This window comes from Streptomyces sp. NPDC059002 (genome assembly GCF_042740435.1).
In the GTDB taxonomy this organism is placed as follows: domain Bacteria; phylum Actinomycetota; class Actinomycetes; order Streptomycetales; family Streptomycetaceae; genus Streptomyces.
In genome coordinates, this window is the sequence record NZ_JBHYJI010000060.1 from 21,883 (window position 1) to 44,121 (window position 22,239).

Below are 22,239 nucleotides of genomic sequence, written 5' to 3' on the forward strand. Positions count from 1 at the left end.
GCCTGTGACGTTCGCCAAGTGCTGCGTCGCTCTTCGGCCGCGGGTTCGTCGTGGCTTGGCGCGCAGTTCCCCGCGCCCCTTGCGGGGCGCTGCTTACGGGGTCCGGTTCAGCGCGAACCACAGTTCCATGCGTACGTCCGGGTCGTCCACGTCGGAGCCCAGGAGGTTTGCGCATCGCGCGATGCGTTGGCGCACCGTGTTGCGGTGGACTCCCAGTGCCACGGCTGTGCGGTCCCAACTGCCGTGCAGGGAGAGCCAGGTGCGCAGGGTTTCGGTGAGGGGCCCGTTGTCGTCGAGCGGGGCGAGGAGTACGCGCGCGTGGGCGGTGGCTTCTTCGGGGGAGACCAGGGCGGCGAGGCCGTTCTCGTGGTGGCGTACGAGGGGCTGGCGGGTGGCCTCCGCGCGGCGCAGGGCGCGGGCCGCGCGGGTGTCGGCCGCCGCGAGGTCGCCGGGCGGCGCGGGCGCGGCGACGCCGAGGGTCCAGCCGTCCGTGGGGGTGATCTCGCGGTCGGCGGGGACGAGGAGGCGTACTACGTCGTCGCTGTGCGGGTCGACGAGGCCGCTGCCGAGCGCCGCGGCGAGTGCGGAGGCGGCCAGGGGGGTGTGCTCCCCGCGCGCGTGCACCACGGTCCACAGGTCGCTGCCCAGGAGAGGGCCGATGTCCGTGGGGGAGGCGCCGAGCAGGAGTCGTACGAGGGCGGCGGAGCGGGCCGCCTCGGAGGCGCTCTGGTGTTCGCCGGTGAGGAGTGAGAGCAGGACGACGGCGGCTCCCGCGATGGTGTGGTCGCCCGGTTCGCGGCGGTCCGTGGCGACGCCGAGCGCGAAGCCGCGGCCGCCGCCGAGCGCGTAGGCGGCCAGGTGGGTGGCGCCCGCGGTGTCGGCGGCGGACGCGGGGGCGGCGGGGGTGCCCCGGCGCACCACGCCGGTCAGCTCCCGCAGGGCGTGCCGCGCCGCATCGCGTGCCTGCCCCGCCGTCTGCAGTTCCGTCCCGTCGGGCCCGTAGAGGACCGTGAGCCCGCCGATGCGTGCCGCGAGCTGGCGCAGGACGGCCGGGATCGGGTCGGTCCTCGCCGCCGCCGTGGCGAGGCCCTGCTGTGCCTCGGTCACCCGGCGCAGCTCGGCGTGCCTGGCCTCGGCCATCAGCCGCCACACCGCGCGGGCGACCCCGCTGAACGTGGTGCGCGGCGGGACCTCGACGAGCGGCAGGCCGTAGTGGTCGCAGGCCTCGACTAGGGCGCGCGGCACCGTGTCGTGCACGGGGGCGACGCCGAAGCCGAGGGCCGCGCCGCCCGCGGCGACGATGCGGGCCACGTAGTCGTCGAGGTAACCGCCCGCGCCCGCCGGGTCGGTGATGTGCACGCCCGCGGTGAGCAGCAGCTCGCCGCCGAGGAGGTACGGGTAGGGGTCCGGCATCTCCGAGGTGTGCACCCACTGCACGGCCGTTCCCACCGTCCGTGCGTCCGGGCCCGCGATCTGCCGCAGGCCCAGGTCCTCGCGGGCGAGCAGCGCGGCGAGCGGGACGGGCGGGGTGGGCGGGGCGGACGGCGGGGGAGGCGAGGACGGGGCGGCGGGGTCGGTCATGGTGGACGTTCCATCCATCTCGTTCGTGGAGAGTGGAGGAAACGTACACTTCAGCGTTGCTTTCCGGCCACCTAAGGTCGTGCCGACCACAGGCTGTGGGTACGGGCGGATGTCCCCACGGCCGGTCATCACTCCCCTCTGCACGACACGCCACCGAGGTGCGCGAAGGAGGCCCCCTATGGCCGTCGACTACACAGTGATCGTCGTCTATCTCGCCGGGATGCTGGCCATGGGCTGGTGGGGCATGCGCCGCGCCAAGTCCAAGGCCGAGTTCCTGGTCGCGGGACGCCGCCTCGGGCCGTGGATGTACTCCGGGACCATGGCCGCCATCGTGCTCGGCGGCGCCTCCACCATCGGCGGCGTCGGCCTCGGCTACCAGTACGGGCTCTCCGGCGCCTGGATGGTCTTCACCATCGGCCTCGGCCTTCTCGCGCTGAGCGTCTTCTTCTCGGCCCGGATCGCGCGCCTGAAGGTGTACACGGTCTCCGAGATGCTCGACCTGCGCTACGGAGGGCGCGCGGGCGTCATCTCCGGAGTGGTCATGTGGGCGTACACGCTGATGCTCGCGGTCACCTCGACCATCGCGTACGCCACGATCTTCGACGTCCTCTTCGACCTCAACCGCACCGTCGCGATCATCCTCGGCGGCTCGATCGTCGTCGCGTACTCCACGCTCGGCGGCATGTGGTCCATCACGCTCACCGACATGGTGCAGTTCGTGGTGAAGACCATCGGCGTGCTGCTCCTGCTGCTGCCCATCGCCGTCGTCAAGGCGGGCGGCTTCGGCGAGATGAAGGCCAAGCTGCCCACCGAGTACTTCGACCCGCTGGGCATCGGCGGCGAGACGATCTTCACGTACGTGCTGATCTACACGTTCGGCATGCTCATCGGGCAGGACATCTGGCAGCGCGTCTTCACCGCCCGCAGCGACAAGGTCGCCCGCTACGGAGGCACCGTCGCCGGCACGTACTGCCTGGTCTACGCGATCGCGGGTGCCGTCATCGGCACCGCCGCCAAGGTCATGTACCCGAAGCTGCCCAGCGCCGACGCGGCCTTCGCGACCATCGTCAAGGACGAACTGCCCATGGGCGTCCGCGGACTGGTGCTCGCCGCCGCGCTCGCCGCCGTGATGTCGACGTCCTCCGGAGCGCTCATCGCCTGCGCGACCGTCGCCAACAACGACATCTGGTCGCGGCTGCGGGGAGTGGTCTCCGCGCAGCCGGAGGACCACGACGAGGTCAAGGGCAACCGCGTCTTCATCCTCGTCATGGGCGTCGGCGTGATCCTCATCGCCATCGCTCTCAACGACGTCGTCGAGGCGCTGACCGTCGCGTACAACCTGCTCGTCGGCGGTCTGCTCGTGCCGATCCTCGGCGGGCTGCTGTGGCGGCGCGGCACCGCGGCGGGCGCGCTCGCGGCCGTCGCCGCCGGTGGGCTCTCCGTCATCGGGCTCATGTGGGGGTACGGGATCCTCGCCAACGAGCCCGTCTACTACGGCCTGTTGACCTCGCTCGCCGTGTACGTGGTGGTCTCCCTGGCCACGAAGCCCACCGACGCCGCGGTCCTCGCCGCCTGGCGCGAACGCCTGGCCGGGCGGGGCGCCGAGGAGCCGGAGACTCCGGTGACCGTCTAGACCTCCGCGCGGCCCCCTGTCAGTGGGCCGCGCGACACTTGAATCGCAGCACCCGCACCAACAGGAGGAAACCGACCATGAGCAGCGCCGAGACCCCGACGACCCCCCGCGGCCCCGTCGACTCCTCCCGCATCCCGAGGTACGCGGGCCCGGCGACGTACGCCCGCCTGCCCCGCCTCGACGAGGTCGGCGGCAGGACGGACGTCGCGGTGGTCGGCGTGCCCTTCGACACCGGCGTCTCGTACCGCCCCGGCGCCCGCTTCGGCGGCAACGCGATCCGTGAGGCGTCCCGCCTGCTCCGCCCCTACAACCCGGCGCAGGACGCCTCGCCGTTCGCGCTCGCGCAGGTCGCGGACGCGGGCGACATCGCGGCCAACCCGTTCAACATCAACGAGGCCGTGGAGACCATCGAGGCCGCCGCCGACGACCTGCTCGGCTCCGGTGCCCGCATGATGACGCTCGGCGGCGACCACACCATCGCGCTGCCGCTCCTGCGCTCCGTCGCCAAGAAGCACGGCCCGGTCGCCCTCCTCCACTTCGACGCCCACCTGGACACCTGGGACACGTACTTCGGCGCCGAGTACACGCACGGCACGCCGTTCCGCCGGGCCGTCGAAGAGGGCATCCTCGACACCGAGGCGCTGTCGCACGTCGGCACGCGCGGCCCTCTGTACGGCAAGAAGGACCTCACCGACGACGAGAAGATGGGCTTCGGCATCGTCACCTCGGCGGACATCTACCGCCGCGGCGCCGACGAGGTCGCCGACCAGCTGCGCCAGCGCATCGGCGACCGCCCGCTGTACATCTCCATCGACATCGACTGCCTCGACCCGGCGCACGCGCCCGGCACCGGCACCCCCGAGGCGGGCGGCATGACGTCCCGCGAGCTCCTGGAGATCCTGCGGGGCCTGGCCTCCTGCAACCTCGTCTCGGCGGACGTCGTCGAGGTCGCCCCGGCGTACGACCACGCCGAGATCACGGCGGTGGCGGCATCCCACACGGCGTACGAACTGACGACGATCATGTCCCGCCAGATCGCGGAGGCCCGCGGCACGGGGAGCGCCCAGTGACCCATGACCACGACGTCGTGCTGCGGCCCACCACCGCGCAGACCCGGGCCGCCCTGAACCCGCCCCCGGGGCGCAACGGCGGCGACCTCGTCGTGGAGACCCTCCAGGGCCTCGGTGCGACGACGGTCTTCGGCCTGCCGGGCCAGCACGCGCTCGGCATGTTCGACGCGCTGCGCCGCTCCTCGCTCTCGTACGTCGGCCTCCGCGTGGAGAACAACACGGGCTTCGCCGCGGACGCGTACGGCCGGATCACCGGCGAGGTCGCCCCGCTGCTCCTGTCCACCGGGCCCGGCGCGCTCACCTCGCTCGCCGCGCTCCAGGAGGCGGCCGCGGGATCCTCGCCCGTCCTCGCGATCGGCAGCCAGGTCCCGGTGGCCGGACTCGGCGGCGGGCGCCACGGCTATCTGCACGAACTGCGCGACCAGCAGGCCTCGTTCAGGGACGTGGTCAAGTCCGTGCACACGGTCCGCACCGCCTCGCAGATCCCGTCCGCCATCGCGGCGGCCTGGGAGTCGGCGCTGACGGCCCCGCACGGCCCGGTCTGGGTGGAGATCCCGCAGGACGTGCTGCTCGCCGAGACGACGCTGCCGGTGGTCACGGCGATGGACGCGACGCCCGATGACGTCGTGCCGCGCCCCGAACTGACCGCGGTGGCCGCCGATCTGCTCACGCGCGCCGAGCGCCCCGCGATCATCGCGGGCGGCGGCGTCGTGCGCGCGGACGCCTCCGGCAAGCTGCTCGCGCTCGCCGAGCGGCTGAACGCGCCGGTCGTCACGACCTTCGGCGGCAAGGGCGCCTTCCCCTGGGAGCATCCGCTCTCGCTCCAGTCCTGGCTGGAGGACCGGCACACCACGGACTTCCTGGAGGACGCGGACGTCCTGCTCGTCGTCGGCTCAGGCCTCGGTGAACTGTCCTCGAACTACCACACGTTCAAGCCGCGTGGCCGGGTGATCCAGATCGAGGCGGACGCCGGGAAGCTGGAGTCCAACCACCCCGGGCTCGGCATCCACGCGGACGCGCGCCTCGCGCTCTCCGCGCTCCTGGAGACGATCGAGGCCGAGCGCCCCGATCCGACGGCCCACGCGCGCGTGGCGGACCTGCTCGCCCAGGTGCGCGCTCGCATCGACGCCCAGGACCTCACCCTGGAGCGGCAGGTGCTCGCCGCCGTCCGCGAGGCCCTGCCCGACGCGTCGCCGTCCTTCTGGGACATGACGATCCTCGCCTACTGGGCGTGGTCCGCCTTCGACGCCCGGCGCCCGAACACCATGCACTCGGCGCAGGGCGCGGGCGGCCTCGGCTACGGCTTCCCCGCGGCCCTCGGAGCGGCCGCCGCCGACCCCTCGCACCCCGTCCTCGCGGTCTCGGGCGACGGCGGCGCGATGTACTCCATCGCCGAGCTGGCCACGGCCAAGCAGTACGGCCTCGACGTGACCTGGCTGATCGTCGACGACGGCGGCTACGGCATCCTGCGCGAGTACATGTCCGACGCCTTCGGCGAGGCGACCGCCACGGAGCTGGCGCGGCCCGACTTCGTCGGGCTCGCCGAGTCCTTCGGGGTGCCCGGCGTACGGACGACCCCGGAGACCCTCCGGGACGACCTCGCGAAGGCCCTCGCCGAGCCGGGCCCCTCCGTCGTCGTGCTTCCGGCGGTCCTGCGGATGTTCGCTCCGACACATCTGGGCTGATCGGCCCGGTTTTCGTACAACCATTCACCGGTACTGGTGAGTCATGTGAGGCGAGTGCGCCGGGGGGTGCACTCGTACGGCCCCTGAGGGGCTCGTACAGACCCAAGGGGGATGGGGAAACTCCATGACTCACCCGGTATCCGGGATATCCAGGCGTGCCCGCGTGCTCTCGGCGGGCCTCGCCGCAGGGGTGCTCGTGCCGCTCGGCACGGCCTCCGTCGCCACGCCCGCCGTCGCCGCGACCGCGCCGAAGGTCACCTGCACCTCCGCGCAGGCCGGTCTGGCCGCCAAGCTCACCAAGGACATCACTGCGGCGCTCAAGAACCGCAAGGGCACCGTCGCGGTCGGCCTCCACGACCGCACCACCAAGACCACCTGCACGCTGCGCGCGGGCACCGCCTTCGACTCGGCGAGCGTCGTCAAGACGACCGTCCTCGCGGCGCTCCTGTGGGACGCGAAGAAGACCGACCGGAAGCTGTCGGCCCGCGAGTCGGACCTCGCGTACGCCATGATCACCAAGTCGGACAACGCGGCGACCAGCAAGCTCTGGCGCCAGCTCGGCACGGGGAAGATCAAGGCGTTCCTCAAGGCCGCCAAGATGACGAAGACCGTGCCGGGATCCGGCGGCTACTGGGGCCTGACCCGGATCAACGCGGCCGACGAGCAGAAGCTCCTCGCGCTGATCACCGCCAAGAACTCCGTCCTGAGCGACAACGCGCGCGCCTACATCCTCAAGCTGATGGGCAAGGTCGTCTCCTCGCAGCGCTGGGGCACCCCCGCGGGGGCGCCGTCCGGCGTCAAGATCCACGTCAAGAACGGGTGGCTGCAGCGGTCCACCCACGGGTGGCGGGTGCACAGCATCGGGGCGTTCAAGGGGGGTGGGCACGACTACACGATCTCCGTGCTCACGCACGGCAACAGCACGATGAACTATGGCGTTGCCACGATTCAGGGGGTGGCCAAGGCTATTCATAAGGACCTGACGCCCAAGGCGCCTGCGGCGCGGCGGTATGCGCCGACGAATGCGCCTCAGGAGGCGTTTGTGGCTGTGCCCAGTAGCTGAGTCTTTCGCTACGGGTCCGCTGTGGCTTGTCGCGCAGTTCCCCGCGCCCCTTACGGGGCGCCATTTGTTGCGGTGGGATGAAATCCGCCTGTCACAGCGTTGGTGCCTTCCGGCAGTGAAGACGACCGGGAGGCACCGAGTGGCAGAGCAACGGGGATGGGCGAAGCGTCTCACCGGATACGCGTGGCGGTATCCGAAGGACGTCGTGCTCGCGCTCGGGTCCTCGCTGGCCGGCATGGCCGTCATGGCCCTCGTGCCGCTGATCACCAAGGTGATCATCGATGACGTGATCGGGCAGGACGGGCAGGGCGGCGGCCGGTCCATGGGCCCCTGGGCCGGTGCGCTGCTCGGCGCCGCCGTCCTCGTGTACGTCCTGACCTACATCCGCCGCTACTACGGCGGCCGGCTCGCCCTCGACGTCCAGCACGACCTGCGGACCGAGATGTACGGGACGATCACCAAGCTCGACGGGCGGCGCCAGGACGAGCTGTCCACCGGGCAGGTCGTCGGGCGCGCGACCAGCGACCTGCAGCTCATCCAGGGCCTGCTCTTCATGCTGCCGATGACCATCGGCAACGTCCTGCTCTTCGTGATCTCGCTCGTGATCATGGCGTGGCTCTCGCTGCCGCTCACCCTCGTCGCCCTTGCCGTCGCCCCCGCCCTCTGGTACATCGCCCGCCGCTCCCGCTCCCGGCTGCACCCCGCCACCTGGTACGCGCAGGCCCAGGCCGCCGCCGTGGCGGGTGTCGTCGACGGCGCCGTCAGCGGCGTACGCGTGGTGAAAGGTTTCGGCCAGGAGGAGCAGGAGACCGGGAAGCTCCGCGAGGTCGGGCGCAAGCTCTTCGCGGGGCGGCTTCGCACCATCCGCCTCAACTCCCGCTACACGCCCGCCCTGCAGGCCGTGCCGATGCTCGGCCAGGTCGCGATGCTGGCCCTCGGCGGCTGGCTCGCGGTGCGCGGGGAGATCACGCTCGGCACGTTCGTCGCCTTCTCGACGTATCTCGCGCAGCTCGTGGGCCCCGTGCGGATGCTCGCCATGGTCCTCACCGTGGGCCAGCAGGCCCGCGCCGGTGTCGAGCGCGTGCTCGAACTGATCGACACCGAGCCGAGCCTGCGGGACGGCACGAAGGAGCTGCCCGCCGACGCCCCCGCCACCGTCGAGTTCGACGACGTCTCCTTCGCGTACGAGGAGGACAGGCCGGTCCTCGACGGCCTCTCCTTCCAGATCGCCCCCGGCGAGACCCTCGCCGTCGTCGGCTCGTCCGGCAGCGGCAAGTCGACCGTCTCGCTGCTGCTTCCCCGCTTCTACGACGTGACGCACGGCGCCGTCCTGATCGGCGGCCGGGACGTGCGCGAGCTGACCCTGGAGTCGCTGCGCTCCGCCATCGGGCTCGTGCCCGAGGACTCCTTCCTCTTCTCCGACACCATCGGCGCGAACATCGCGTACGGCCACCCGGAGGCGACCCGGGAGCAGATCGAGACGGCCGCACGCGCCGCACAGGCCGACCGGTTCATATCCGAGCTGCCCGACGGCTACGACACCAAGGTCGGCGAGCAGGGTCTGACCCTCTCCGGCGGCCAGCGCCAGCGCATCGCGCTCGCCCGCGCCATCCTCACCGACCCCCGTCTGCTCGTCCTCGACGACGCCACCTCCGCGGTGGACGCCCGCGTCGAGCACGAGATCCACGAGGCCCTCAAGCACGTCATGGCGGGCCGCACCACGCTCCTGATCGCGCACCGCCGCTCCACCCTCGGTCTCGCCGACCGCATCGCCGTCCTCGACGAGGGGCGCCTCGCCGACATCGGCACCCACGCGGAGCTGGAGGAGCGTTCCGCGCTCTACCGCAGGCTCCTGACCGACCCGGACGAGCTCGGCGGTGTGTCGCCGGGCCACGCGCTGCCCGCGGATCTGCCCGAGGACACCTCGGTGCGTGCCGAGCTCGACGCGGAGTTCGACGCGGAGCGGGGCATCACGCCCGCGCTGTGGAGCGGCGACCGTGAGGCCAGGACCGCCAAGGATCCAGCGCTCTCCGGGATGCCGTCGACGCCCGAACTCCTCGCCCAGGTCGACGCGTTGCCGCCGGCCACCGACACGCCGGGCATCGACGAGGCGCGGGCCGTCACTCCGGAGGAGTCGTACGGGCTGCGCAGGCTGCTCGCCGGGTTCGGCACGGCGCTCGTCCTGAGCCTGCTGCTCGTCGCCGTCGACGCGGGCATGGGGCTGCTGCTCCCCGTCCTGATCCGGCACGGCATCGACGAGGGCGTCAGCGAGCTCGCGCTCGGCGCGGTCTGGGCCGCGTCCGGTCTCGCGCTCGTCGCCGTCGTCGTCCAGTGGTTCGCGCAGACCGGTGAGATGCGCATGACCGGACGTACCGGTGAAAGGGTGCTCTACTCGCTGCGGCTGAAGATCTTCTCGCAACTCCAGCGGCTCGGACTCGACTACTACGAGCGGGAGTTGACCGGGCGCATCATGACCCGGATGACCACCGACGTGGACGCCCTCTCGACCTTCCTGCAGACCGGTCTCGTCACGGCCTTCGTCTCCGTGGTCACCTTCTTCGGCATCATGGTCGCCCTGCTCGTCATCGACGTACAGCTGGCGCTGGTGGTCTTCGCGACGCTGCCGCTGCTGATCGTCGGCACGTACTTCTTCCGCAAGTCCAGCGTGAAGGCGTACGAACTGGCGCGTGAGCGCGTGTCCGTGGTCAACGCCGAACTCCAGGAGTCCGTCGCCGGGCTGCGCATCGTGCAGGCCTTCCGGCGCGAGCGGGCGGGCGGCGAGCGGTTCGCGGCGCACAGCGACAGCTACCGCGCGGCCCGCATCCGGGGCCAGTGGCTGATCTCCGTGTACTTCCCGTTCGTGCAGCTCCTGTCGTCGGTGGCCGTCGTCGCCGTGCTGATGGTGGGCGCGGGACGGGTCGAGGCGGGCACCCTGACGACCGGTGCGCTCGTCGCGTATCTGCTCTACATCGACCTGTTCTTCGCGCCCGTGCAGCAGCTCTCGCAGGTCTTCGACGGCTACCAGCAGGCCACCGTCTCGCTCGGCCGCATCCAGGAACTGCTCCAGGAGCCGACCTCGACCGAGGCCGCCGACGAGCCGCTCGAAGTCCTCTCGCTGCGCGGCGAGATCGCCTTCGAGGACGTGAACTTCGCGTACGCCGACGAGGAGGAGGCCCTCACCGGCATCCGGCTGCGGATACCCGCGGGCCAGACCGTCGCCTTCGTCGGCGAGACCGGCGCGGGCAAGTCGACGCTCGTCAAGCTCGTCGCCCGCTTCTACGACCCGACCGGCGGCCGCGTCACCGTCGACGGCACCGATCTGCGGGACCTGGACATGACGTCCTACCGGCACCGCCTCGGCGTCGTGCCGCAGGAGGCGTACCTCTTCGCGGGCACGGTCAGGGACGCCATCGCCTACGGCCGCCCCGACGCCACCGACGCCCAGGTGGAGGCCGCGGCCCGCGCGGTCGGCGCGCACGACATGATCGCCACCCTGGACGGCGGCTATCTGCACGAGGTCAGCGAGCGCGGCCGCAATCTCTCCGCGGGGCAGCGGCAGTTGATCGCGCTGGCCAGGGCCGAGCTCGTGGACCCGGACATCCTGCTGCTCGACGAGGCGACCGCGGCGCTCGACCTCGCCACCGAGGCGCAGGTCAACCAGGCCACCGACCGGATCGCGGGCAGGCGCACGACGCTCGTGGTGGCCCACCGGCTGACCACGGCGGCCCGCGCCGACCGGGTGGTCGTGATGGACCACGGACAGGTCGCCGAGGACGGCACGCACGAGGAGCTGCTCGCCCTCGACGGGCGGTACGCGCGGCTGTGGCGGACGTTCGTGGGGGAGGACGAGCCGGAGCTCAGCACGTCGACGTGAGGGGCCGATGCCGGGGTTACTCCGCGGTATCCCTTCCGCGGCAAAAATGCCCCGGAAGCCCGCAACCGTGGGGGTCATGAACGGCGTCCGTACATCAGTACGCTGATGCCACAGGGGTGGGAGGGACACACGTGAGCAGTGGTCGGATACGACGGCGGCTGTCGCTCGGCGCCGCCGTGCTCACCGCCTCCGTGCTGCTCGCCCTCGCGGGCCCCGGCATCGCCGCGGCGAAGGCCCCCGCGGCCCCCTGCCGCGGCCACAAGGCGCGCACGCTCCCCTTCAGCACCGGCCGCGTCGACGTCTTCAAGGCGCGCGGCTACCTCTGCGCCATCGCCTACGCCAAGCGTCCCGGCGCCCGCAAGACGATGTCGGTCAGCATCCAGGCGCGCGGCAGCCGCCCGGCCCGCGACAAGGGCAACTACACCCACCACGCGGGCCCGGTGACGGTCCACGCGGGCCACCGCTGCGTCTGGGTGACCGGGAAGATCGGCGGCGGCGGGGTCAGTTCGGGCTGGATCCTCTGCTGATTCCGGCGGCCCCCGCTCAATCTCCTCTGGTGCGGACCCAGTTGCTCCGTTAGGTTCCGGTGCATTGCTGTGTCGACAGGGGAGGGTGCATGCGCAAGGCGCTCAGATGGCTGCTGTCGCTCGTGGTGCTGATAGGTACCGCGAGCGCGGCCGGAGCGACGACGACCGGAGCGGCCACCGCCGCGGAACGGGACGTCCCAGATACGTCCGGCACCTCGCACATATCCAGTGCGCAGGACATCAAGGACAGGCTGCTCGCCATACCCGGCATGAGCCTGATCGAGGAGAAGCCGTACACCGGCTACCGCTTCTTCGTGCTCAACTACACCCAGCCGGTGGACCACAGGCACCCGTCCAAGGGCACGTTCAAGCAGCGGATCACCGTGCTGCACAAGGACACCAGCCGCCCCTCGGTCTTCTACACGAGCGGCTACAACGTCTCGACGACCCCGAGCCGCCGCGAGCCGACGCAGATCGTCGACGGCAACCAGGTCTCCATGGAGTACCGCTTCTTCAGCCCGTCGCGCCCCGACCCGGCCGACTGGACCAAGCTCGACATCTGGCAGGCCGCCAGCGACCAGCACCGCATCTACCAGGCGCTGAAGCCGATCTACGGCAAGAACTGGCTGGCCACCGGCGGCTCCAAGGGCGGCATGACCGCCACGTACTACGAGCGCTTCTACCCGCGTGACATGGACGGCGTCGTCTCCTACGTCGCGCCCAACGACGTGGTCGACAAGGAGGACTCGGCGTACGACGAGTTCCTCGACGGCGTCGGGCCCAAGGAGTGCCGCACCGCGATCCAGGACGTGCAGCGCGAGGCGCTGGTGCGCAGGGAGCCGCTGTCGAAGAAGCTCGCGGCCTACGCCGAGGCGGAGGGCTACACCTTCAAGACCGTCGGCACCCTTGACAAGGCGTTCGAGGCGGTCGTCCTCGACCTGGTCTGGGGCTTCTGGCAGTACCAGCCCGCCGCCACCGCCTGCGGGAAGATCCCGGACGCGGCGACCGCGACCGACCAGCAGATCTTCGACTACGTCGAGTCGGTGGGCGGCTGGTCCTCCTACACCGACCAGGGTCTTGAGGCCTACACGCCGTACTACTACCAGGCGGGCACCGAACTCGGCGCGCCGTCCGTCAAGCAGCCCTGGCTCGGCGACCTGAGCCGCTACGGCTACCAGCCGCCGCGGAACTTCGTGCCGCGCGAGATCCCCATGACGTTCAGGCCGGGCGCCATGCGCGACGTCGACCGGTGGGTGCGGCACAACGCGCACCAGATGATGTACGTGTACGGCGAGTTCGACCCGTGGGGCGCCGAACGGTTCCGTCCGGCCCGGGGCGCCAAGCACGACTCGTACGTCTTCACGGCGCCCGGCGCCAACCACGGCGCGTCCGTCTCGCAGCTCGTCGCGGACGAGAAGGCGAAGGCGACCCAGCGGATCCAGGCGTGGGCCGGGGTCTCGTCGGCCGCGGGCAAGCCGCTCGCGCCGTACGACAAGAAGCTCGACAAGCGCGACGTGCGCAAGGAGCTGACGCTGCGGCCGTAGGCCCCGCGTGACCGTCCCGGCGGGTGCGTCACACGCGTACGGCGCACCCGACCGGGCGGTCGCCGCCCAGGGTCACGTAGAGCTGGGTGGCGGAAGGGCATTGGGACCTTTCCGCCACCGCCGACGTGACCCGGTACTCCGGGGCGCGCTTGCCGGAGCCGTCGCAGGCGGTCTCCCGCACCTCGCCGCGTCCCGCGCCGTAGACGCAGTCACCGACGACGGTCCGCGGCCCGCCGCCGCCCCCGGGGTCACCGGGGTGCGGCGGTTCCAGGTTCCGCATGCACGCGTAGCCCTGCGGGACCTCGCCGTCGCCGTCCTCGTCGACCGCGGGCCTGCTCTCGCTGATGTGCAGGACGAAGTCCGTGCGCGCGGGGCACGTCGGGCCCTCCCTGACCTTGCCGTCGTAGCGCGCGACGACCCGCGCGGCCGCCCGCTCGCTGGTGCACGGCACCTCCGTGAACGTCTCGCGCCCGCGCGAACTGCACTCGTCGACGGCGAGGAACACCGCGCCGAACCCGGAGGGACGCGAGGCCGCGGGAGTCTGGTCGTCGATCCGCCCCGACGAAGAGGGGTCCGAACCACCGGACTTCTGGCAGCCGGTCAGCGCGAGCGCGGCGGCAAGGAGCAGCGCGCGGAACGTCCAGGTCGTCCCCCGGACAGCACGAGGCCGCGCCGTGGTGCAGGCAAGCATGGCAGTCCCCCCGATATGTGCACCCAGCGTGGCCCGCCGCAGCGGGCGCACGCCAGGTGCACAGGGCGCTTTGGGTCACTTGGGGGTGGTGCGCCGGTAGTGCGTCGTACGTCTCAGTACGTCAGCCCGTGGCCGACCGGGTACAGCAGCTGCGCCGGATCGTCCGCCCGCCGCACCGGCACCGGCAGCCGCCCGCGCGGCGCCGCCCGGCCCGCGATCACCCGTGCCGCGGCGCGCAGTTCGACGTCCGTCCACGAGTACGAGGCGAGGGCGGCGTCCACGTCGGGCAGATGCGCGACGTCGTAGGGGTTGCGGACGGCGAGGGCGATGACGGGGACGCCGGTGGCCTTGAGGGCGGCGACCAGGGCGGACTGGCCGTCGGCCGCGGTGTTCTCACCGGTCCGGGACGCCTTGTCGAGCGCCGCGTTGGCGGCCTGCGTGTTGTCCCGTGCCGTGCTCGGCGCCGCCACGTTGTACGTCGCCACGAGCACCGCGTCCTTGCCCTGCGCCGCCGTCACCGCCCGCCCGACCGCCGCGCCGTCGGGGGTGGTTCCGGTGGACAGGGCCGTCGCGGCGAAGCCGAGGCCGGTCAGGGTGTCGGCGAGCACCGAGGTCGGCGGGCCCGTCGTGCCGGACGGCGAGCCGGGGTCCGCGCCGACCACCAGGATCTCCCGGTGCGTGTCCGGCGACAGCGGCAGCAGCCCGGCGTCGTCGCGCAGCAGCGTCGTGGTCGCCTCCGCGATGCGGTCGGCGGCGGCGAGATGGCCGGGGGTGCCGACGGTGGCGTCCACGGCGTCGGCCGTGGCCTCGGGGAACACGTCGTCGAGGAGGCCCGCCCCCGCCTTCATCCGCAGGACGCGCAGTACGGACTCCTCGATCCGCCGCACGGTCAACTCGCCCTCCTCCACGGCCCGCAGGACCGCGTGCCACGCGACCTCGGGCTGCGGCGGATTCAGGAGCTGGTCGACGCCGGCCTTCAGGGCGAGCACCGCCACGCGGTCGTCGCCGTACTTCGTGCGGACGCCGCGCATCGCGAGCGAGTCCGTGGCGATCACACCGTCGAAGCCCAGCTCCTCGCGCAGCACACCGGTCACGATCGGATACGACAGGGTGGCCGGGTCGCCCGACGGGTCGAGCGCGGGCACCACGATGTGCGCGGTCATCACCGAGTCGACGCCCGCCGCGACCGCCGCGCGGAACGGCGGGGCGTCGATGCGGTCCCACTCCTCGCGGGTGTGGTGGATGTGCGGCAGTTCCGTGTGGCTGTCGTCCATGGTGTCGCCGTGCCCGGGGAAGTGCTTGGCCGCCGTCGCGACGCCCGCGCTCTGATACCCCTCGATCTGCGCGGTGACGAACCCGGCGACCGCCTCGGGGTCGGAGCCGAAGGAGCGCACGCCGATGACGGGGTTGGCGGGGTCGACGTTCACGTCGGCGTCCGGGGCGTGGTCCTGGCGGATGCCGAGCGCGCGCAGTTCGGCGCCCGCGATCCGGGCGGCCTCGCGGGCGGCGTCGTGGGAGCCGGACGCGCCGAGCGCCATCGCGCCGGGCAGCAGGGTCGCGGGGGCGCCGACGCGGGCGACGATGCCATGCTCCTGGTCCACGGAGATCAGCACCGGGATGCCGGACGGCTGGGCGGCCGCGGCCTTCTGGATGCCGTTGGACAGCTCCGCGATCTGGTGCGGGGTACGGGTGTTGTGGGCCCAGCCGAAGTAGATGACGCCGCCCGGGCGGTACTTGGCGATCATCTCGGCGGCGTCCCTGACCCCCAGCTCCCGGAGGTTGGTGTCGACGTCCGCCTGGTCCGGGTCGGTGGCGGTGTGGCCGTACACGTGCATCACGAAGAGCTGGCCGACCTTCTCCGCCAGGCTCAGGCCGGAGATGATCCCGCGGAGACGGCGGTCGAGGTCGTCGTTCTGGGACACGTGCGCTCCTGCGGGCTCGCGGAAAGTTTCTTTCAGGCCCTACGGATATCCCGAAGCTTTCTGCCGGTCAAGGGGCGGGAGAGGGGCGAGGGAAGGGTGGGGCGCGGAACGGGAGGGGGCGGGGAGGGGCCGTCACCGGCGCTGTGTGGAGGGGGGCGCACCGGTGACGGCGTGCTGCCGGCCGCAGGCGGCGGAGAGGGTGGTCAGCGTTCGCAGCCAGCAGCGATGCCGACACCGCCTTGCGGAGACTCACCGACAGCGTGGCGGTTGGACGGGGGCGCGGGCGCGTGGGTTCCCCTCGGGCCGGTGATTTCCGGAAAGTGGTGCGGAGGTGCTCGCGCCCCGTGCTCAGCCCGCCCGCGTCACCAGGCGTGTCAGCAGCTCACGGCCAGGACCGAGCAACTCCGGGAAGGGCGCCGCCTCTTCGTACCACCGCTTCTCGTACTCCCAGCACAGCCAGCCGTCCCAGTTCTCCTGACCGAGGAGGGCCACGCACTCGGCGAGCGGCAGGACCCCCGCACCGAGGGGGAGTGGTGTCGTGTCGTCCGCCGACGCGATGTCCTTCACCTGTACGTAGCCGAGGTACGGGGACAGTGCGGCGAACGTGTCGACGACGGGCTCGCCGCCGAGCCAGGTGTGCATCACGTCCCACAGCGCGCCGACCTGCCGGTGCCCGACCGTGCCGAGGACGCGGATGACGTCGGCGCCGGTGCGGTGCGAGTCGTGCGTCTCCAGGAGGATGCGGACGCCCGCGTCGGCGGCGTGCCGTGCGGCGGTGCCGAGCCGCCGGGCGGCCGTCGCGTCGGCCTCGTCCGCGCTCTGCTCCGTGCCGCCGCCCGGGAAGACCCGGACGAACGGGGCGCCCAGGTCGCGGGCGAGCGCGACGAGCGACCGCAGCTCGGCGAGGACGGGCTCGTCCTCGCCGGGCTCCGCCACGCGCGCGTACCCCGCGATGCCGAGGATCTCGACGCCCGCCGCCTTGAACGAGGCGGCCACGTCGGCCCGTTCGACCAGGCCGATCCCCGGGTGCACCGGCTCCTCGGGGTGCGCGCGCAGCTCCACGCCGTGGTAGCCGTGCCCGGTGGCCAGGCGCAGCACGTCGGACAGGGGGAGCCCAGGGACGCCGAGGGTGGAGAAGGCGAGTTTCATGGCCACGACAGTAGGCGGCACGGGTCAGGGGTCAACCCCGCAGCTCGTGCAGCGGCAGCCGCCAGTCCTGTCCCACGAGATCGGCGCCGAAGGAGCGGTGCGGCTTCTCCGCGACGAGCACGAAGCCGTGCCGCTGGTAGAGGGTGCGGGCCGCCGCGAGCACGTCGTTGGTCCACAGGACGAGGTCCCGGTAGCCGACGCCGCGCGCGAACTCGACGCAGGCGTCGATGAGCTGGTCGCCGATGCCGAGGCCCCGCGCGTCCGGCTCGACGAGCAGCAGCCGCAGCCGCGCCGTCGCGGGCGCCTCGTCCCGTACGCACATCACGCACCCCACGGGCCGCCCGTCGAGCTCGGCGATCCACACCCGCTCCAGATGGGGGTCGTGGTCCTGGGCGAAGTCGGCGACGAGACGGGCGACGAGCCCCTCGTAGTCGGCGTTCCACCCGAACTCGGCCGCGTACACCGCCGCGTTGCGCTGCACGATCCACCCCAGATCGCCCGCGCCCGGCTCCCTGAGCAGGACGTGCGCGCCGCGCCGCCCGACCCGCCCGGTCGAGCCCGCCAGAATCTCCCGCACCGTACGCATCGCCGCCGCGAGCCGCTCCCGCTCGTCGCTCGGCACATCGGCCAGCAGCGACCCGACGGCCTCGCGCGACCGCTCGTCGAGCAGATCGGCGGCGTCGCGGCCACGGGCGGTCAGCGTGATGCGCTGTCGCCGCGGATCGGGCGCGGACGGCGCCCGCTCGACCAGGCCCGCCCGCTCGAACTTGCCGAGCAGACGGCTCAAGTATCCGGCGTCCAGGGAGAGTTCACCGCGCAGATCGGCCGCGTCGGTGTGCGGCGAGTGGGCGAGTTCGTACAGGACGCGGGACTCGGTGAGCGTGTACGGCACGTACAGATGGCGGCTGTAGTCGAGCGCGCCGATCAGGTTGGTGTAGAAGCGGTTGAAGGCGCGGATCTCATGGATCGGCGCGTGGATCGGCGTGCGGGCTGCGCGCGGCGGATTCGCCATGACGGATCACTCCGGAGGTCACCTTTGACTGAGTCAACGGTACGGCGGAGTGGGCCGGGAGGGAAGCCTTCCGGGCGCTTGCGAGGGGCCCGCCGCCTCAGAGGAACGCGAGGCGCGCCCCCAGCGCGGCGAACGCCACCGCGAAGGTGCGCCGCAGCCAACTCACCACGTGCGGCCGCGAGATGACATGACTGCGCATCGCCGCGGCGAACCGTCCGTACGCCGCGAAGACCGCGAACGTGATCAGCATGAAGTACGCACTGAGCTCCGTCATGCGCAGGAAGGCGTATGGCTCGTCGGCGTCCACGAACTGCGGCAGGAACGCGAAGAAGAACAGCGTGAGCTTCGGATTGAGGATGTTGATCAGCACACCGGTGAGGATGGTGCGCCCCGCCGAACGCGGCGCGCTCTCCCGCTCCGCGGTGAGGTCGCTCTTGTCCCGCAGCGTGCTCCACGCCATGTACAACAGGTAGGCCACACCGAGGTACTTGAGCGTCTCGAAGGCGACCGCGCTGGCGTTCAGGAGCGCGGCGAGCCCGGTGATCGCGGCGACCATGTGCGGCACGACCCCCAGCGTGCAGCCGACGGCGGCGACCACGGCGGCGCGGGTGCCGCGGGAGAGACCGGCCGCGATCGTGAAGAGGACCCCGGTGCCGGGTGTCACACAGACGACGAGTGAGGTGAGCAGAAATTCCATGCCCCGACCCTGGCGCCCACAATGGATCCATGAACAGGTCCAAAGGATCTCCTTCCGGCAGGTCCATAGCGGGCGGGGGCGCCGCCACCTCCGACTTCCTCCAGCTCGACACCCGCGACGCCCCCAGGGGCGGCCTCGCCGACTGGCTGGCGCGGCGGATCAGGGAGGCGATCGCGGACGGCCGCCTCGCCACCGGCGGCAGACTGCCCGCCACCCGCACCCTCGCCGACGAACTGGGCGTCTCCCGAGGCGTGGTGACCGAGGCGTACCGGCGCCTGACCGAGGACGGGCACGTGGCGGGGCGGGGGAGGGGCGGCACGGTGGTGGTGGCGGCACCGGTCGCCGCGCCGGTCCGGGGAACCCCAAGTGCCGGTATGGAGAGGGGTATTGGCACCCGCGTGCGCACTCGCCTCCGCGCGGAGGCGGACACCGCCGCCCTCTTCACCACACCCCCCGACGACCTCGGCATCTTCGACGCCATCCGGGCCGCGCCCGCCCGTATCGACCTGTCGCCGGGCCTGCCGGACCTCTCCGCGTTCCCGCGTGCGGCCTGGCTGCGGGCCGAACGCGCCGTGCTCGCGGGGCTCGTGCCGGAGGACTTCGGGTACGGGGATCCGCGCGGCACCCCCGGCCTGCGCGGCGCCGTGGCGCGGTGGCTCTCCCGCAACCGGGGGATCGTCGCGGACCCGGACGACGTGATGATCGTGAACGGCACGGCCCAGGCGCTGCGCCTGCTCGTCGACGTGCTGCGCGCGGAGGGGATCTCCCAAGTGGCGGTCGAGGAACCGGGTTCACTGGGAGTACGTCAGCACCTGCGCCCGCTGGACACCCCGCCCGTACCGGTGGACGCGCAGGGCATCCGGGTCGACGCGCTGCGGGCCTCCGGCGCACCGGCCGTGCTGCTGACGCCCGCGCATCAGTTCCCGACGGGTGTGGTGCTCGGCGGGGAACGGCGCCGCGCGTTGATGGAGTGGGCCCGCGAAGGAGGCCTGGTCATCGAGGACGACTACGACGCCGAGCACCGCTACGACCGTCCCGCCGTCCCCGCACTCCGCGCCGTACTGCCCGAGCACGTCTGCTACGCGGGGAGCGTCTCCAAACTGCTCGCACCCGCGCTGCGCCTCGGCTGGCTGCTGGCCCCGCCCGCGTACCGGGACGCGCTGGTGGACGCCAAACGCCTCGTCGACCTGGGCAACGCGGCGCTGCCCCAGCTCGTCCTCGCCCACCTGATGGACTCCGGCGACCTGGAACGCCACCTCCGCCTCATCCGCAAGCACCACCGCAGGCGCAGGGACGCGATGATCGAGGCGATCGGAACGTGCCTGCCCGGGGCGGTGGTGCACGGCGCCGCGGCGGGCCTGCACCTCACGATCACCTTCGACGCGTCGGCGTACGACGGCTCGGACAAGGACCTCGCCACGGCGTCCCTGTCCCACGGGGTCAAGGTCCACCCCCTGTCCTGGCACACCCAACTCCCGCACCCGCCGGGCCTGGTCCTCGGCTACGCGGCGGCCGGTACGGCGGACATAGCCGAGGCCATGACGACCCTGGGCCACCTGCTCCGCCCCTCCTGACGAGGCCGGGCCCGGCCGGTGGCGCGCAGAGGTGGGGCCGTCCCCTCTGGCGGCCCCACCCCGGTCCGTGCCGGTCGGTCCCGGTGGGGCTCAGTACCCCACCGTGAACCTCTGACGGCGGTGCAGCGGCGACTCGATCTCGTCCAGCAGCGCGATCGCGTAGTCCTCGGCCGAGATCCGGGACGTTCCGTCGGCCCCGGTCAGCAGGTTCTCGCCGCCGAGCCGGAAGACCGTGGTCCGCTCGCCGGGCACAAAGAGGGCGGAGGGGCTCAGGAACGTCCACTCCACCTCGTCGGGCAGCGCCCGCAGCTCGTCCAACAGCTCGACGTGCGCGGACGCCTCGGGCTTCCACTCCTCGCGGAAGTCCGGCCGGTCGATGACGCGTTCACCGGCCGGCAGCCGCAGACTGCCCGCGCCGCCGACGAAGACAAGGCGGGTGCCCGCGGCACGGGCGGGACCGGCCAGCTCGGTCAGGAGCGGGAGTACGACCCGGGCGGGCAGCGCACTGACGACGACATCGGCGGCGCCGACGACCCGGTCGAGCAGCGCGGGGTCGGTGACGTCCCCGCCTTGCGACCGCGCGACCGCCGTGACCTCATGGCCACGGGCCCGTGCCTCGCCGACGATGCGGCTGCCGGCCATACCGGTGGCGCCGAGTACGGCGATCCTGACCGCCGTACCCGGCAGGACGCCGCTACTCATAGGTGTAGAAGCGCGTGTGGTCGAGCATGTCGGCGGGGGTGATGCGCTCCCCGCGCTCGCTCCAGGGCTTCATCGGCTGGTTCAGCGCGACGACGTCCTTGACCGGTGTGACGGGCAGGTAGCCGGAGCCCGGGTGCCTGCGCTGCCACTCGACCCACAGCTTGTCGATGAAGCAGTGGTGCATCCAGAAGACCGGGTCGTTGGGGGACTTGCCGGAGTTCATCGCGCCGCCGATGTAGCGGTGCACGGCGTTGTGCGGCCCGGTGTTCCGGTTCGCCCAGCCCTCCAGGACGTTGCGGAAACCGCCCACGCTCCGGCCGTTCCACGGTGCCTCGTCGTAGTGGGCTATGGAGAGGGCGGACTCCACCTGCGCGGCCGTGGGGAGCATGTCGGTCGAGCCGATGTCCCTGCGCAGGAACGGGCGCTCGTCCGTCCCGAGGTAGATCTTCCACTTGCCGCCGGAGTACGCGAACGGACCGTCCATGACCTGGCTGTCGCCCGCGCGGCCCGTGGTGCCGAGGAAGTCCGGGCGCATCGGGGACGTCGTCGTACGGTCGACCGTCCAGTCCCAGTACGGCAGCGTGACCGAGGGGTTGACGGTCTGCAGGTCCCGCTCGAAGTCGAGCAGGAACTTACGGTGCCAAGGGAGGAACGACGGCGCCGAGTGTCCGGTGCGCTCCGCGTCGTCGAGGTCGTTCGTCGCGAAGTAGTCGTGGACCTCGACGTACTTGTCGTAGGCGCCCCGGGCCTTGAGGGTGAGGAGCGCGTCGATGAAGGCGCGGCGCTCGGCCGCGCTCAGGTTCGCCTGGTTCTTGCGAACTGCCATGAGAATTCAGACCTTTGTCGTGTCGCTACGAGATCAGACGGATCAGACGAGGTTGGCGCCCTGGAGCGCGCGCACCGCCGCGAGCGCCGTGTCGTACGGCGTGTCGAAGACCTCGTAGTGGTTCATGACGCTGACCCAGCCCCAGGCGCGCGGCATGATGTGCAGCATCCGGCCGTCGATGTAGACCTCGATGCCGAAGTCGTGGTGACCGCCGTGGCCGGACGTGAGGCGGCCCTCGATGCGGCGGCCCTGGTAGATCTCGTCGAACGGCCTGATGCCGGGGTAATCACCATGCTCCCCATGGCTGGTGGCACCGGTCTGTGCGGACTCGGCCGCGAAGGCCTGCGTCGCAGGCACGGCCAGCATGATTCCGGCGGCTGCCGCGGCAGCCCTGCCCATCATGCGGCGACGGGTGATGTCAGACACCCTGGATCCCCCTCTGTTCACGCTCTGAGGTCCCCCCTCAGAAGAATGGTTCTTCCTTCGAGAGATCAGAGGGGAGCGCGGGATGTGCGAGGCCTGGTCACGGCTGTCGTCGCTGCCGCCGATCCCCCCGATCGGCTCGTCGCATACGGCGGGCCTCATGGGGTCCGCCGAAGACGATCAAGAACTTAACAGATCATCGGAACGTAACGGACATGTGCCGAGATACAAGGCGATGAGGGGTTACATCGGAACAGGGGGGTGCC

General features: G+C 71.9%; 17 protein-coding genes. 8 read left to right on the top strand and 9 right to left on the bottom strand.

Annotated features, from left to right (window positions below; all coding sequences use genetic code 11):
* Nucleotides 1–93: 93 nt before the first annotated feature.
* Complete coding sequence (locus tag ACFWZ2_RS35405) at nucleotides 94–1,581, bottom strand: PucR family transcriptional regulator (RefSeq protein WP_384552850.1); 1,488 nt, start codon at nucleotides 1,579–1,581, stop codon at nucleotides 94–96.
* A gap of 178 nt (nucleotides 1,582–1,759) precedes the next feature.
* On the opposite strand from ACFWZ2_RS35405, the gene ACFWZ2_RS35410 reads away from it, so the two are divergent.
* From ACFWZ2_RS35410 to ACFWZ2_RS35440, 7 genes are all read left to right on the top strand, one after another.
* Entirely contained in the window at nucleotides 1,760–3,214 is a 1,455-nt protein-coding gene (locus ACFWZ2_RS35410; RefSeq protein ID WP_384552852.1) for a sodium:solute symporter, read from the top strand.
* Between the two features lie 77 nt (nucleotides 3,215–3,291).
* Nucleotides 3,292–4,284 (top strand): agmatinase, encoded by a 993-nt coding sequence (gene speB / locus ACFWZ2_RS35415; protein ID WP_384552853.1) that lies wholly within the window; start codon nucleotides 3,292–3,294, stop codon nucleotides 4,282–4,284.
* A complete protein-coding gene (locus tag ACFWZ2_RS35420) occupies nucleotides 4,281–5,969 on the top strand; it encodes a thiamine pyrophosphate-binding protein (protein WP_384552855.1) in 1,689 nt (562 codons plus the stop codon). The genes speB and ACFWZ2_RS35420 overlap by 4 nt, the downstream gene beginning before the upstream one ends.
* 124 nt (nucleotides 5,970–6,093) lie before the next feature.
* Nucleotides 6,094–7,032 (top strand): serine hydrolase, encoded by a 939-nt coding sequence (locus ACFWZ2_RS35425; protein WP_384552856.1) that lies wholly within the window; start codon nucleotides 6,094–6,096, stop codon nucleotides 7,030–7,032.
* A gap of 139 nt (nucleotides 7,033–7,171) precedes the next feature.
* Nucleotides 7,172–10,906, top strand: coding sequence for an ABC transporter ATP-binding protein (locus ACFWZ2_RS35430; RefSeq protein WP_384552858.1), 3,735 nt, complete (start codon nucleotides 7,172–7,174; stop codon nucleotides 10,904–10,906).
* Between the two features lie 131 nt (nucleotides 10,907–11,037).
* A complete protein-coding gene (locus ACFWZ2_RS35435; RefSeq protein ID WP_384552860.1) occupies nucleotides 11,038–11,433 on the top strand; it encodes a hypothetical protein in 396 nt (131 codons plus the stop codon).
* A gap of 89 nt (nucleotides 11,434–11,522) precedes the next feature.
* Nucleotides 11,523–12,977, top strand: a complete 1,455-nt coding sequence (locus ACFWZ2_RS35440; RefSeq protein WP_384552862.1) for an aminopeptidase — start codon at nucleotides 11,523–11,525, stop codon at nucleotides 12,975–12,977.
* Between the two features lie 28 nt (nucleotides 12,978–13,005).
* Here ACFWZ2_RS35440 and ACFWZ2_RS35445 read toward each other — a convergent pair whose 3' ends face one another.
* From ACFWZ2_RS35445 to ACFWZ2_RS35465, 5 genes are all read right to left on the bottom strand, one after another.
* Nucleotides 13,006–13,668 (bottom strand): hypothetical protein, encoded by a 663-nt coding sequence (locus tag ACFWZ2_RS35445; protein WP_384552864.1) that lies wholly within the window; start codon nucleotides 13,666–13,668, stop codon nucleotides 13,006–13,008.
* A gap of 113 nt (nucleotides 13,669–13,781) precedes the next feature.
* Complete coding sequence (locus tag ACFWZ2_RS35450) at nucleotides 13,782–15,590, bottom strand: glycoside hydrolase family 3 protein (RefSeq protein WP_384552866.1); 1,809 nt, start codon at nucleotides 15,588–15,590, stop codon at nucleotides 13,782–13,784.
* A 348-nt stretch (nucleotides 15,591–15,938) separates the two neighbouring features.
* Complete coding sequence (locus ACFWZ2_RS35455; RefSeq protein WP_384552868.1) at nucleotides 15,939–16,739, bottom strand: sugar phosphate isomerase/epimerase family protein; 801 nt, start codon at nucleotides 16,737–16,739, stop codon at nucleotides 15,939–15,941.
* 31 nt (nucleotides 16,740–16,770) lie between these two features.
* Nucleotides 16,771–17,751, bottom strand: a complete 981-nt coding sequence (locus ACFWZ2_RS35460) for a GNAT family N-acetyltransferase (RefSeq protein WP_384552869.1) — start codon at nucleotides 17,749–17,751, stop codon at nucleotides 16,771–16,773.
* A 97-nt stretch (nucleotides 17,752–17,848) separates the two neighbouring features.
* Nucleotides 17,849–18,448 carry a LysE family translocator gene (locus tag ACFWZ2_RS35465; RefSeq protein ID WP_384552871.1) on the bottom strand — a complete coding sequence of 200 codons (600 nt, stop codon included), beginning with the start codon at nucleotides 18,446–18,448 and terminating at the stop codon, nucleotides 17,849–17,851.
* 29 nt (nucleotides 18,449–18,477) lie between these two features.
* Between ACFWZ2_RS35465 and ACFWZ2_RS35470 the strand changes: the two genes are divergently transcribed.
* Nucleotides 18,478–20,022, top strand: coding sequence for a PLP-dependent aminotransferase family protein (locus tag ACFWZ2_RS35470; protein WP_384552873.1), 1,545 nt, complete (start codon nucleotides 18,478–18,480; stop codon nucleotides 20,020–20,022).
* Nucleotides 20,023–20,112: 90 nt separating this feature from the next.
* Here ACFWZ2_RS35470 and ACFWZ2_RS35475 read toward each other — a convergent pair whose 3' ends face one another.
* The 3 genes from ACFWZ2_RS35475 to ACFWZ2_RS35485 are packed head-to-tail and all read right to left on the bottom strand — an operon-like array spanning nucleotide 20,113 to nucleotide 21,976.
* A complete protein-coding gene (locus tag ACFWZ2_RS35475) occupies nucleotides 20,113–20,724 on the bottom strand; it encodes an NAD(P)-dependent oxidoreductase (protein WP_384552875.1) in 612 nt (203 codons plus the stop codon).
* A complete protein-coding gene (locus ACFWZ2_RS35480; protein WP_384552876.1) occupies nucleotides 20,717–21,550 on the bottom strand; it encodes a tyrosinase family protein in 834 nt (277 codons plus the stop codon). Before ACFWZ2_RS35480 ends, ACFWZ2_RS35475 begins: the two co-directional genes overlap by 8 nt.
* Before the next feature lie 42 nt (nucleotides 21,551–21,592).
* On the bottom strand, nucleotides 21,593–21,976 hold the full coding sequence (locus ACFWZ2_RS35485; protein WP_384552878.1) for a tyrosinase family oxidase copper chaperone: 384 nt from the start codon (nucleotides 21,974–21,976) through the stop codon (nucleotides 21,593–21,595).
* Nucleotides 21,977–22,239: the final 263 nt, after the last annotated feature.

Coding starts and splice junctions, on each gene's coding strand:
- ACFWZ2_RS35405 (WP_384552850.1), bottom strand. CDS start 1,581: ATGACCGACCCCGCCGCCCCGTCCTCGCCTCCCCCGCCGTCCGCCCCG.
- ACFWZ2_RS35410 (WP_384552852.1), top strand. CDS start 1,760: ATGGCCGTCGACTACACAGTGATCGTCGTCTATCTCGCCGGGATGCTG.
- speB (WP_384552853.1), top strand. CDS start 3,292: ATGAGCAGCGCCGAGACCCCGACGACCCCCCGCGGCCCCGTCGACTCC.
- ACFWZ2_RS35425 (WP_384552856.1), top strand. CDS start 6,094: ATGACTCACCCGGTATCCGGGATATCCAGGCGTGCCCGCGTGCTCTCG.
- ACFWZ2_RS35440 (WP_384552862.1), top strand. CDS start 11,523: ATGCGCAAGGCGCTCAGATGGCTGCTGTCGCTCGTGGTGCTGATAGGT.
- ACFWZ2_RS35445 (WP_384552864.1), bottom strand. CDS start 13,668: ATGCTTGCCTGCACCACGGCGCGGCCTCGTGCTGTCCGGGGGACGACC.
- ACFWZ2_RS35455 (WP_384552868.1), bottom strand. CDS start 16,739: ATGAAACTCGCCTTCTCCACCCTCGGCGTCCCTGGGCTCCCCCTGTCC.
- ACFWZ2_RS35460 (WP_384552869.1), bottom strand. CDS start 17,751: ATGGCGAATCCGCCGCGCGCAGCCCGCACGCCGATCCACGCGCCGATC.
- ACFWZ2_RS35465 (WP_384552871.1), bottom strand. CDS start 18,448: ATGGAATTTCTGCTCACCTCACTCGTCGTCTGTGTGACACCCGGCACC.
- ACFWZ2_RS35470 (WP_384552873.1), top strand. CDS start 18,478: ATGAACAGGTCCAAAGGATCTCCTTCCGGCAGGTCCATAGCGGGCGGG.
- ACFWZ2_RS35475 (WP_384552875.1), bottom strand. CDS start 20,724: ATGAGTAGCGGCGTCCTGCCGGGTACGGCGGTCAGGATCGCCGTACTC.
- ACFWZ2_RS35480 (WP_384552876.1), bottom strand. CDS start 21,550: ATGGCAGTTCGCAAGAACCAGGCGAACCTGAGCGCGGCCGAGCGCCGC.